The following is a 12,792-nucleotide window of genomic DNA, read 5'->3' on the forward strand; positions in this document are numbered from 1 at the left end:
GTTTTATTATTACTTACAGGCTACAGCTCTTAGTCCAATCAGCCGTCGAACCAGGTGCTGAACTTGTCCACCACTTCGCTTTATAAACTGCGTTATTGTGAACCATTAGATCACCGCCTGTAGCGTGACTTGGATTGCCTGCCCAGTCTTTTTGAGCAAAATTTGGATAAACAGGGATTGCTGTAATAGCGACACCTTCACATGTACCAGATGTGTCACCACCGCCGTTACCTGGATTACCTGGCTCGCCAGGATTACCGCCTGTTGTTCCATCTGGAAGTTTTGGATACTCAAATTTGAATGCGTATACTTTGCCATCTTTTTCAATAGTAAAGTTACTTGGACCTGTGATTGGCATGTAGTACATCACTTGTGCATTTACAGTTTTACCTGCACTGAAGTCCTTAGGCTGACCGCCCCATTCGTTATTAAGCGTGATTGAAAAACGGTGGAATTCATTTTCATAACCACCAATATTATTACCTGCTGCATTAGAACCATTTACTTCTACTGCCATGCCCAGTTTTTCTTGTGCATTCCAGTTAGATTTAAAAATAGCCGATGTTGATACAGGTACATCAAATGAGATTTTCGCACCGCTTAGATCAATATTTGAATTATTAGTAAACGCAAATGTTGGGCTAATTGGGTAGTTATCATCACCAATTGGGAAGTCTTTTGCTTCAAACGTTACATCAACAGCTTCAGTTGGTACTGTGAAACTTGGGTTACCGCCATGTACATCATACGCAACACCACTTTGATTAAACTTGTCATACGCTAATGAAGTAAGTGTTGAACCCATGAAGTACTCGCCTTTAGCTGCATCGTAATCAAAGTCACCAGCAAGTTCCCAGAACATGATACCGCCTAGGCCATTGTTGATTACATAATCAACTTTAGTCGCCATAGACTCTTCATCTTCAATTGAAAGGAATACTTTTTTCTCTGCGTTCCATAACCAAGGTGCTACGGCAACGTTGTCATAATGGCGAGTATAAGTACCTGTTAGTTGATCGTTAGGATCTGTCTCTGGCGTTAAACCATAAACACCTAAATACGAACCAACAATACCGTTTTCTAAGTTTTTAACATGCCAAAGTGGATTAGACCCTGCAGGCATTTCTTGACCTGCGTCGTTCTTGTCATGCCAAAGGTTATCAATACCTAATGCACCGTTACCACATTTATTCTTCTCACCAACGCCTGTACCTTTAGCACAATCAGCTTGATTAGGAAGTGCAGCTTGACCCCAAAGACCATTTGTACCGCCACTTACATCTTTAAAACCACGCGTGTAATATGGAATACCGATATTAATACGACCAGCTGACATAGCACCACGGAAGTAACGCACAGCCCAATCAGTGTTTAAATAACCAATACCTTCAAACTCTTTAGTACCGTATACATTCCACTGTGCAAGTTCAGAGTCTAGCCCTGTATCGAATAATGCAGCGTTATGACCAACGTGTGAATTCCATGCACCGTGCAAGTCATAAGACATAATATTTACATAATCTAGGTACTTAACAGTTTGGAATGTTTCCATACCACGTAGTAAATAACCTGAAGATGGAGATGCGATAGTTAACAGATAATGTTTACCTGCTTTTTCACCCGCGCGATCTAATGCTTCACGTACTTTTTTCATCAGTACTTTATAAGACGCGTTTAAACCACCACGACGTGCATTTGAAATGGGGAAATCATCTGGATGACCAGAGTCTTTCATTGATGAAGGGTATTCGTAATCGATATCAACCCCGTCAAAACCATATTTCTCAATAAACTCAACTGAGCTTTGTGCAAATGCATCAATACCTGCATGGTTAACTGATCCATCTGCATTTGTTGTCATGGTGTAAAAACCACCACTTGCAACACGACCAGTTTCATCGAAGTAACCGCCTGTTTCAGCCCAACCACCAACAGAAACTAATGTTTTTACATGTGGGTGCTGTTTTTTGTATTTATTTAGAAGGTTAAAATGACCTTTATAAGCAAAGCTAGGGTCCATCTCAGCGCCACTCACACCAGGCCATTCCATATTCGTTGCAGGGTTACCTGCTGAATTTGGATCGCCAATTGATACCTTATTGTTTGCATCAACATGTGCGAACGCATAGTTAATATGAGTGATTTTGTCCCACGGAATATCGTTTACTAAATAACTAGGCTGACCATTTGCGCCATTTCTCCAGCTAGTAAAGTAACCAATTACACGACGAGGATGATCTGCACCCATGATCTCACGACCATCGGCATCATATACGGTACAATAAGGCGTATTTACACCAGGTGTTTGGTATAAACCCTGAGGACGACAATCAGTGCCTGTACCAGGAGGAGTGCCCGCTTCAACAACATTAAGTACTTTTGTTGTTTGTGACGTAGCGCCTTCATTATCTGTTGCGGTCAAGGTAAATGTGACTTGTCCAAGTGCAGTTGCTTGCCATGCATAGCTACTTGCAGCTGAGTTTGCTTGATGAACATCTGCGCCATTAGCTGCAAAACTCAACGACGTTACTTGACCATCGCTATCTGTGCCAGAAAGTGCAAATACAACTTGTGAACCAACGATAAGCTGCTCAGGTAATGTACTGAATGAAATAGATGCTACAGGTGCCTGGTTAACTGGGTCAACTACGCTGCCTTGCACGCTAATCATACTAATGACTTCGCTCGACTGTGCACCTTTATCATCTGTAGCAACAGCACTAACTTGATGTGAACCAACGATGGCTTGCCAATTTGTACTAAATGGTGCACTGCTATCAGTTGCGACAAGAGCACCATCTACAAAAAACTCAACTTTAGTAACTGTGCCATCAGCATCAGATGCTTGCGCACTTATGACAACGCTGTCTTTTTCGTTAAATTGAGAATTATTTGCCGGTACTAAAGCTGTCACAGTTGGTATTAAGTTCTCTGTGACAGCGCTGTCACACAAACCCAATTTTTTCCATTCTTGCCATTGGCCAGAATTCTCTGCTGGATTAGATTGCGTCCACCACTTCGCTTCATACGCATTATTTTGCGCTTGAACTTGGCTTCCACCAGTATGTGTTTGACCAGCTTGCCATTGTGTTAACGCACTGCAATCAACTGCAGCTTGCGCACTTAAGCCAATAAAACTAAGTGACAAAGCACTTAGCTTAAAAGCATTTTTTATTATCATTGATGAGCTCATATGCTCCTCCGCCCAGGGGTTAAAAATAACATTTAATTTACAAATCGTCATTAAAGCTATCATAGTTTACACGCACGTCAACTTAATTTAAAAAAGACACGTACATATAACAGGTAAATTAGTAACAAAAAGTAATGATAAAGTCTAGTTTTTATATAGGTTATAATTGAAAATTGTATACCCGTATAAAGTTTGGGGAATTTTACGCATTAAACATGAACGCAAGGTTAATCTAAAGTTAACCAGCATAATCAGTGTTTACAGAGCTTTTTATTGCCCTTTACGGGCACGTAAAGTGATGGAATGAAGACGTCAGAAATATAATTACAGCTATATAACCACAAAACCCCGCTTAGAAAAAAATTATCTAAGCGGGGTTTATATTTTTATTCAGTAGGTGAAAGTTGTTAAACGAAAACAGCAAAAGCCCTATTTGATCACAACTATATTATGCAGCGATTAAATAGGACTCTTGTCCAGCATGTTTTTTGTTGCGCTTAAAAGACCCTTTGCCTTTTTTAGCTGATACAATTTGTGGTTTAAATATTTTAGATGTGACTAAAGCTGCCAACGCATTATCACGAATAACCCCTCGACCAGTATCAACACTGTTATTGTGAGATTTTTGACCTTTTTTATGTTTTTTCATTAATATTTCCAGTTCATAAAGTGAATAAATTAAGTAGCAAGTACCATGGTACTTGCTGCGGATTGTAGGACTTACTAGCTAATTAGCAAGTGTTTTTAATACTATTTTAAAGATATATTCTAGGGCGTGTTGTTCTTTGTAGAGTGAAATTCGTTCAACCTAGGGGAGATTTAATCGCGGCGAGAGATTTGTAACCTAGCGGGCTAAGTAAAAACCGAACTACAAAGAGTTAATCGCCCCTAGAGAACCCTTTGGGCAGCGCATGTTTGGCATTTATACTGTGTTATCGCCTATTTATGGGGAGCAACCACACACCATAGGCGCTGCCTTGCCTAAATACCAAACATACTGTTGCAAAATCAATCTCGAAAGGTCAACACGCCCTAGCCTTTAAATTAGCTTAAAATCCCCCTGCATAATTGCAAAATGTCCTGGAAAGGAACAAAAGAATTTATAAACAGTGCCTGCATTCAAATTCTCTGTTGAAAACTCGATAGACGTAGTCTCCCCACCACCAATAACCTCTGTAGAGGCCAGCACTCGAGGGTCATCTTTTGGAAGGTAACGATTCTCAAGCCCTGCTTGCATACCTGCCATCGCCAGCTCTTTAACATCAGCAGCCACACTAAGCACCCAATTATGTCCCATAACATTGGCGGGTAATTTACCGGTATGATTAAGTGTTAATGTTACAGTTTTACAGCTTTTATCAACTTCAAGCTGTTTAGTGGAAAATGCCATAGCATCATTAGCAGAAATAGTGACTTCGCATTTTGCAAAAACACCTGTAGATAAAACAAGGGAGGCTAAAAGAAAAAGTGGCTTGAACATAACAACACCTATAATGAGAATAATTATCAATACTATATATTGATATTAATTCTCATTCAATAAATATTTTTATGTGCGCAGTGAGTACTTCGCATATATTCTAAGTACTTATATCCGAAGTACCTAAAGAAGCAAAATTCGCTTTTTAAGGCACTTCGGTGTGCATCAGAAGCTAAAGCTTACTTTTGCATAATACGTCATACCATCAAACCCATATGGCAATGCTCTAACTGGATATTTAAATGCACCATTTGTAATAAAATCAAGGGCCTCATCTTTCCCTAATTCATCAGGTGTTACATCAAACACATTATCAATACCTAAGTTAAAAGTCAGTGATTCACTCAGTTCATACCCAAAATTAATATCAACTAATACCGCAGATTCAACAACACTGGTGTCTTTAAATTCACCTGTTGGCGATAAAAAGTCAGGTAAACCGATATGATCATTACCAAAGTACTTAACGTCGGTTTCTCCAAAATAATTAAAACGTACCATTGCACTCATTGCATCACGCTCATAATCAAACGTTAACGTACCACGCTCACCTGGCTGTCCATTTGTTAAAAAGCTGCGTTGAGTATCATCTAAAGCTATCTCTTTAGGGACGCCTGTGGGGGCGTTTACTTTATCAATGTATGTGCGATTAATATTACCCGCAAATGTTGCAGAAAAGTCACCATCGTATAAATCTGTGCGATAAGAAAGAATGACATCAACACCCTTGGTTGTTGAATCGACTGAATTTGAGAAATAAGCGGCTTGATCTGCTCCCGTAGCATTAAGTGCAGCAACAGCCGCAGGGCTAAACGCAAGATCTTCGGCCTTCATAAAGTTACCCAAAGTAATACGATCTTTTATTGCTGTATGGTAAAAATCAACGGTTAATGACAACTCGCTACTTACATCATAAACAAAACCAAAACTAACATTTTTAGAGCTTTCTAGTTCTAAACTTTCAACACCTAAAGCGACAGGAAGATCTGATCCTGCTTTAGCAATAAATGATTGTTCCAGTACACCACCATCACCTAAGTTTGTTGTAAAAGCTGTATATGCACTTTGTTGTAATGAAGGTGCTCTAAAACCACTAGAAATCGCACCACGCACAGCAAAATCATCATTCAATTCGTAACGAGATGCAAGCTTACCAATAATATCATCACCCGCGTCTGAGAAGTCTTCATAACGAAGTGCGGTACTGATATTCCACGCATCCGTAATCATCGTCTCTGCATTAACATAAAGTGCATGGCTATTACGACTTTGGCTATTTGATGCCTCAGGGCGTAAACCATTGTAAGCTTGGAAACCACACTCAGCCGAGGTACTTGGATCATTTGCTGAAGGGTAAACAATATTCTGATTCGCTAAACCACATGCATATGATGCTTCATCACCAGGCACTATTTGATAGTTTTCTTTACGGTATTCTGCACCAAAGGATAGGTATATAGGCTCACTTCGACCAATATCTATAATCCCATTTATATCGGCATTAACGGTTGTTTGATCAAAACGAAAACCACCCGAATATCCCCCATTTGGGCCTGAATTTGCTGCGATATCAGCATCAGTCGCATTAGGATTATTTAAAACATACTCGGCTGCATACGATGCATTTAGTGTGTTACGTGAAGTAAAATCATATTGATTTTCACCGTACACGGCTGACACATCGTACCCCCAGTCGGTATTAATGTCGCCTTTGATGCCCAACGCTAGCGAAATATCCTGCGCCTCATTATAAATACGTGGTAAAAAGCCATCGCTGTATACTTGAGTAACATTTTTAGAGGCCGCATCAAAATTACGATAAAAGCCATTACCTAACGCTGTACGTTCAGAGTAACCACCAAACGAATATAATTCTGCATCATCAAGTGGTAACGACATATTATAAAATAAAGACGTAAACTCACTTTCTGAATTCCCTTGCCCCCAACGTACGGTATCAGATAATGTACCTGCAGATACCGCTGCAGAGCCACCGGTATCACGTTCAGCACGGTTAGTTCCGTCAGCATCACGATACTCAGCAGAGACGTTTATAAAACCGCCTTGATCGCCTAAATCAAAACCACGGTTTAAACCAAGCGATATGGTATCACCATCGCCCTCACCCGTACTGCCAGCTTGAAAATAACCTGTTGTAATACCTGTTGAATCATTCAATGATAAGTTAATAACACCTGCGATTGCATCCGAGCCATATTGCGCAGCTGCGCCATCACGTAACACTTCAACCCCTTTAAGTGCAGATAAAGGAATCGCATTCATATCAGTACCGGCAGCACCAGCACCAACGGTGCCAACTAAGCCGAAAATAGATTGATTATGACGACGCTTACCATTTACCAACACTAGCGTCTGATCTGGCTGTAAGCCACGCAGTGTTGCCGGACGAAATAAATCTGAACCATCTGATACTTGCGTACGCGAGAAATTAAAAGAAGGTGCCGTTGCTTGTAAGCTTTGACCAAGTTCTGTGAAGCCACCTTTGTTAAGTGTATCAGCATCAATTAAATCTATCGGAGAAGAAGATTCCGTTACAGTTCGGTTTGATACTCTAGATCCCAAAACTGAAATTTGTTCAATGTTTTTTTCTGCTTGGACTTGTGCTTCTTCTGCAATAACCGAAGAGGCACTAAAAGCCAGTCCCACTGCAATAGCCAGTGTATTTAAACGAAGTGTTGTCATGTGTGTTCGACCCTGTTGACTCATTTCTGCTTTTAAGCTCGCCTTAAATAACAGTTGAGTTCATATAAAGATTATTAGAATTATTAATTTAATAGCTCGTCATTTACATAATGACGTCCTCCCAAACATCCTAGCAACATCTATCAACAAAAAGAAACATATTTAGCTACTACTATGGTCGAAATATGCAATATTTAGCTATTATTTATCTTCATAACTATTTTTGATTGAATTTTGGACAAAAAAAAAGCATGATTATTCAAATCATGCTTCTCGAATCATTCTTTTTAGGATATACCCAAGCCACCTCAAGATGCAGAATTCAGCGTTTCACAGGGGCTTAATATCAAGGCGTTACTTTGCAACAATGGCAATCCCTTTTAAGAAGTAACAACGATGAGAGTAAGTGCCTGTGAAACGCCCAACGGGTTGGTTTAAAAGCGATTTATACTGCGTTATTGATTTTAACAATAGAACCACTATTACTTGCAATCAATGCCTTGCCTAAATCGCTTTTAATTCCAACTGAAACTCGCATCTTGAGGTGGTTTGGGTATAAAAGTTCTAACCTTCCTCTTCAAACTGTGATAACTTTTCATCTTCAAGCATCAAAGCCATTGATGCAATTGCCGTTAAACTTTCATCCAAGCTTTTATATAGCAACGGGAAGTTAGCACTAAGTTTGTCTGGTTCGGGCTGCTGCGTTAATGTATTTTCCCATGCAGAAAACGTTGCCAATAAATTCAACGTAGCTTCAAAATTATCAATGAATAATTGCCCATCAGCTTGATTCGTAACTTGTTGCTTATCTGCACTGACCAAAAAGCTAAAATCTTGCTCCCACACAGCTTGATTTACTTCATAACCTGCCAGATAACCCTTGCACCAATGCTGCAAGCGCGGACTTGGCATTGTATCTGAGTCTGAATGTGGGTAAATTTCAGCTAAAAAATGTCTCTGTTCAACCTGTGCCTGCGTAATATTGTCGAGCAAGGTAATCATTGCATCTCGTTCTTGTGACTCCGTCATCATAATTGCATAAGCCGGATCATTTTTATCCGCGATATAACCCACTATTTCTGACTCCCCATAAAATTCTGAGCAAGCAAGTAATCCACAAATAAAACCAAGCACACTATCAATGTCTGTTACTTTAAATTCAGCATGTTGACTAAGATAGTCGCTAAATATGATGGTACTTTTTTCATTAAGCATAAGTCACCCTGAGATTATTATTTAAGTTTACAATTACACTAGCTAACTATTGAGCAATTTAAAAGCAATTATTAATCACTGGAAATAAACACCGTACATTCGTCCCTTGATTTGCATGACTACTAATATCAATTGCGCCTTGGTGATCGCTCACCATTGAATACACTAAAGGCATCCCCATGCCAGTTCCTTTTCCCACCGATTTTGTAGTGAAAAACGGATCAAAAATACGCCCTTTAACTTCCTCGCTCATCCCACAACCATTATCTTCAACACCTATGATAATGTGCGGATCAGAAAACTTAACTTCAATATAGATTCGACCTTTCTTCTGCATTAAATTTTCGCATGCATGTTTCGCATTAATCAGTAAATTAACAACTATTTGATTAATAGCTGATAAGTTGCAATACGTTAACGGGATTGGCTGAAATTTAGTTATCACCTCAACCCCCTTGAGCTGACTCTTTAATAATTTAAGCGCATTATTTACACCATCGGTCATATCTACTAAAATTTTTTCATTATCTGACGGGCGTGCAAAATTAAGTAAATTGCGGACAATTTGATTTATCCTTCGCAAACCTTCAACACTATCATCAATCAGCTCGACAATATCTTGATTAATAACGTCAAAAGCATGTATTTCATTCATCTTTACTAGGAATTCTCGAAACTCTCGCTCACTCACCTCTCCCTGAGCCAACTTTTGGCTTAGCTCAAGTAACTTAAACACTGACTGGTTAATGTACTGAAGGCTTTCTAAATTACTCATCGCATAGGCTAAAGGGTTATTGATTTCATGGGCAACACCCGCAGATAATGTCCCTAAAGTGGCCATTTTTTCCGCATGAACAAGCAGTGCTTGCTGATGCTCCAAAGCAGCTACTTTCTTTTCTAACTCTTCATTTAATGCAAACAATACACGGCTTTTATCTTCAATCAGTTGCTCCGCTTGCAAGCGTGCTGACTGTTCACGTAGATAAGCTTGTTTATAGTCTATATCCATTGTCATTTATTTAGCCGGCTGGTAATAAATATTCAAAGTGCAGCGTTCATCCTCTCGAAGTAAACATTGCTCATGCTCAATCGTTACATCCATTAAAAAATACTCACCAGCGCCATAAATTAATCCTTCAGCCAAAAAACATAATTGCCGTGGTGATTGGTAATGCATCACGATATGCCCAGGACAGACCATCATACAATCCATAGTAGGTAAATTTGTATTTTGATAAAGCTTGCTCACCTCTTTATGAATAACACTATCAATATTTAATATTAGTGCTTCAAAATGCGAATAATGACCTACAACAACACTATAATGCTTCATAAAATAATTAAACAAATAGCGACCAAATTGATTCAACACCTTAGCCCTGCTAAGTTGTAACTCAATACAAATATCACTGACCAGAGCATTTAGTTCTTGATCAGGGTAATTATTAACTGATACATAGGCACGATCTTTCGGTGCATTTTTAGCGAGTAATTGATTCCAACAAGCCATGTCTCTATGAGTTAACACCAACCCTTCAAGCGACTGAAAAATAACACCTTTCATATAGTTACTAACTCCTGTATTAAAACAACTAAATCGAGATTTTCTAGCGCCTGAACATCACCTTCTGTTAATTCAAATTCAGGTGTTTGAACCACTTCTCGCGCTAAAAAATGTATTGCTATTATGGGATCCGTTATTTGGGATAACGTTTTTGGCAGCAACATTGCCTGGGTAATTTGCTCTGAAAAACCCCACAAATTTAATATGTATACAGATATAAGCTCTTCAGAGAGCAACGTCTGCTCACCTTCATTCAATTCTTTTACTAATACATAAAGCGCCATAGAGCCAACACCGCTTAATAAATCTAAAAGAAAAACAATATCTTGTGATTGAGAGGAAAGATGCGCTTTTTTTGCAAATACTTTGGCTTGCGTTGCTCGTGCAAATGAATGATCTGAAATAGTCGCTAGCAGCTTATTTGATAGTATTTTTTGATAATGACTCTGTACCTCACTGTTTACCACAAGTGCCCTACATAAACTTGTACCCACACGTATTAAAGCTTGCTGCAAATTGGTTGTTTCACTTGCAAAGCCTAATAAAGCTGAATTAGCTGCTTGAATCAGCTTACTACTTAAAAGTGGTTCATGTGAAATTAACCCTATGAGTACTTCAAAATTAACTGGTTTTTGCGAAAGTGCATTCGTGATTTGTATAACTTGTTGGCGTATTACTGGCAGCCCTTTCATTTTCCCTAACAAATTTTTTAGCTCTGGTGCTATTGCTAAATTAAGCAAACGTTGCGTGCATTGCATAACATGACGCAGCTGCGTATAAGTGAAAGGTTTTGCCAAACAAAAATGTGCCATTTCATCAGCTTGCCATGGTAAGTCATCAAAGCTAGTACCTTTTAATATGCAGCGAATTGTTGCAGGACTATGCTGCTGAAAACAGATAAGTGTTTCTTGAGTAACACGACTACTCATCCCTACTCCACATAAAACAATTTCTATACTTTGAGTATTAATTATCTCGATACATTTATCAGCATCAGTTAAGGCAGTCACAACAATGTGCGATCCTACTCTTACAAGCGCTTTTGTTAGGGCCCTCAAGATTAAAGGCTCATCGTCAATAATCAGCACATGAATAGCTATTTGCATACCTATCTCAAATAATCTTGCCATTACTTAAAATTAGCACAATTAATTTCTATCGTATGTTTATATTAGAAAAACCCACATCAACCAACTATGCTTACAGAAAAGAATGCAATGAGGCATTAAGTGGATCAACTATCAAAAAAAAATGAATTACAAACAGTTCAAGTACTATGTGTTGATGATGATGAGATTGTCTTACGCTCATTATCAAGGCTGGCAAAGAATAATCAACTTTCAGCCATCACGTGTGACTCACCAGATAATGCATTAAAGCTATTAACGCAATATGAGTTTGACGTAATTATCTGCGACATGCGTATGCCAAAAATGACTGGCGCGGAGTTTTTAGAACAAGCACAAAAACTTGCACCTGACACTCAACGCATATTGTTAACTGGCTATGCCGATATAGAAACCACTCTAGCCGCCGTTAATCAAGGGCAGATTCATGGCTATATACAAAAGCCATGGCAAAATGACCTGCTACTTAGAAGTATTGTTGGAAGCATTGAAAAATACCAACTCAAAAAGCAAAACAAGCTACTACAAGAGCAAGTAAATAAACACAATACCGCACTTAAAGAACTCAATAACTCTTTAGAGCAAAGAGTCGAAAAACGTACAAAACAAATCAAACAAGTATTAAAGCAGTTAGAAACCGCCAATGCCCACGAAATAAATGAACATAGATCGACTGTCGAGTTACTTTATAATTTTATTAATGCCAATCCCTATTTAGATAGTAATAAAGCACAAAATATTGCTAATACCTGTACCTTGATTGCTAAACAGCTACAACTTCCTGATAAAAATGTAGAAATGGCCTCTATGGCAGGCTATTTAGCGCAAATTGGCTTACTTGCTATGGATCCTGAGCTATATAAAAAACCGGTCCATCAACTAACCGAACAGCAACGTAAAATTTTTTATACTCACCCAAGTACAGCACAGTTAATGTTAATGCCTGCCACACATCTACATGATGTGTCTGATGCAATCTATCATCAGTACGAACGCTTTAAAGGTAACGGATTACCAAAAGGATTACGCGGTAATGATATTCCATTAAGTGCATTAATATTAGCACTGGCGCGTGATTATTGGGAAGCCTATGAGCAAAGTAATGCGACAGCAGAACAGCGTCATCAACATGCATTAGATACAGTAAAAATGTATAGCGGTAATTTCTATCATCCCAAATTAGTTAAAGCGTTAGATGCATCAGGAATCGCTAATTTCAAACAACAGTCGCAAGTCGGCTCGATGCAAATAATTAATGCTCAAGCACTAAAACAAAACATGATTCTCGGCCATGCTATACATAGCCATGCAGGTATTATGTTATTACCAAAAGGCCATGTATTTAGTATCAAATCAATCGAAAAACTACAGCAACTCGAATCTAAAAAACCGAGCCCTTTTAGGATCATGATCAAATCTACGTGAGAAAGTGATCACAAATCACCGTGGGTTCGTTACAATACCCATTAAAGTACCCATTCACAATTTTATTTGCTCAACAAGGAGCTTT

9 protein-coding genes are annotated in these 12,792 nt (G+C 38.8%); 1 reads left to right on the top strand and 8 read right to left on the bottom strand.

Going from position 1 to position 12,792, the window contains the following annotated elements:
- Positions 1-13: 13 nt before the first annotated feature.
- The 8 genes from ACJJVX_RS02985 to ACJJVX_RS03020 all read right to left on the bottom strand — a co-directional run bounded on the left by ACJJVX_RS02985 (position 14) and on the right by ACJJVX_RS03020 (position 11,285).
- A complete protein-coding gene (locus ACJJVX_RS02985) occupies positions 14-3,193 on the bottom strand; it encodes a glycosyl hydrolase family 18 protein (RefSeq protein ID WP_054204183.1) in 3,180 nt (1,059 codons plus the stop codon).
- A gap of 448 nt (positions 3,194-3,641) precedes the next feature.
- Positions 3,642-3,842 carry an alternative ribosome rescue factor ArfA gene (gene arfA, locus ACJJVX_RS02990; RefSeq protein WP_054204051.1) on the bottom strand — a complete coding sequence of 67 codons (201 nt, stop codon included), beginning with the start codon at positions 3,840-3,842 and terminating at the stop codon, positions 3,642-3,644.
- A gap of 390 nt (positions 3,843-4,232) precedes the next feature.
- The gene (gene azu / locus ACJJVX_RS02995; protein WP_054452374.1) at positions 4,233-4,673 is read right to left on the bottom strand and encodes an azurin; all 441 of its coding nucleotides are present in this window, start codon (positions 4,671-4,673) and stop codon (positions 4,233-4,235) included.
- 165 nt (positions 4,674-4,838) lie between these two features.
- Positions 4,839-7,376: a TonB-dependent siderophore receptor gene (locus ACJJVX_RS03000; protein ID WP_054452376.1), complete on the bottom strand. Its 2,538-nt coding sequence runs from the start codon at positions 7,374-7,376 to the stop codon at positions 4,839-4,841.
- A 564-nt stretch (positions 7,377-7,940) separates the two neighbouring features.
- Positions 7,941-8,591: a UPF0149 family protein gene (locus ACJJVX_RS03005; RefSeq protein WP_405630056.1), complete on the bottom strand. Its 651-nt coding sequence runs from the start codon at positions 8,589-8,591 to the stop codon at positions 7,941-7,943.
- A 58-nt stretch (positions 8,592-8,649) separates the two neighbouring features.
- The gene (locus ACJJVX_RS03010) at positions 8,650-9,606 is read right to left on the bottom strand and encodes a sensor histidine kinase (RefSeq protein ID WP_054204047.1); all 957 of its coding nucleotides are present in this window, start codon (positions 9,604-9,606) and stop codon (positions 8,650-8,652) included.
- Positions 9,607-10,155, bottom strand: coding sequence for a heme NO-binding domain-containing protein (locus tag ACJJVX_RS03015; protein WP_054204046.1), 549 nt, complete (start codon positions 10,153-10,155; stop codon positions 9,607-9,609). It abuts the gene before it with no gap.
- Entirely contained in the window at positions 10,152-11,285 is a 1,134-nt protein-coding gene (locus ACJJVX_RS03020; protein ID WP_405630059.1) for an HDOD domain-containing protein, read from the bottom strand. Before ACJJVX_RS03020 ends, ACJJVX_RS03015 begins: the two co-directional genes overlap by 4 nt.
- 99 nt (positions 11,286-11,384) lie before the next feature.
- Here ACJJVX_RS03020 and ACJJVX_RS03025 point away from each other — a divergent pair, with 99 nt between their 5' ends.
- Positions 11,385-12,707: an HD domain-containing phosphohydrolase gene (locus tag ACJJVX_RS03025; protein WP_054452383.1), complete on the top strand. Its 1,323-nt coding sequence runs from the start codon at positions 11,385-11,387 to the stop codon at positions 12,705-12,707.
- Positions 12,708-12,792 lie beyond the last annotated feature (85 nt).

Source organism: Pseudoalteromonas sp. Ld20 (assembly GCF_045064175.1).
GTDB lineage: Bacteria > Pseudomonadota > Gammaproteobacteria > Enterobacterales > Alteromonadaceae > Pseudoalteromonas > Pseudoalteromonas neustonica.

Excerpts from the sequence above, each read along its gene's own strand:
- ACJJVX_RS02985 (WP_054204183.1), bottom strand. The coding sequence starts at position 3,193 with ATGAGCTCATCAATGATAATAAAAAATGCTTTTAAGCTAAGTGCTTTG.
- arfA (WP_054204051.1), bottom strand. The coding sequence starts at position 3,842 with ATGAAAAAACATAAAAAAGGTCAAAAATCTCACAATAACAGTGTTGAT.
- azu (WP_054452374.1), bottom strand. The coding sequence starts at position 4,673 with ATGTTCAAGCCACTTTTTCTTTTAGCCTCCCTTGTTTTATCTACAGGT.
- ACJJVX_RS03000 (WP_054452376.1), bottom strand. The coding sequence starts at position 7,376 with ATGACAACACTTCGTTTAAATACACTGGCTATTGCAGTGGGACTGGCT.
- ACJJVX_RS03005 (WP_405630056.1), bottom strand. The coding sequence starts at position 8,591 with ATGCTTAATGAAAAAAGTACCATCATATTTAGCGACTATCTTAGTCAA.
- ACJJVX_RS03010 (WP_054204047.1), bottom strand. The coding sequence starts at position 9,606 with ATGACAATGGATATAGACTATAAACAAGCTTATCTACGTGAACAGTCA.
- ACJJVX_RS03015 (WP_054204046.1), bottom strand. The coding sequence starts at position 10,155 with ATGAAAGGTGTTATTTTTCAGTCGCTTGAAGGGTTGGTGTTAACTCAT.
- ACJJVX_RS03020 (WP_405630059.1), bottom strand. The coding sequence starts at position 11,285 with ATGGCAAGATTATTTGAGATAGGTATGCAAATAGCTATTCATGTGCTG.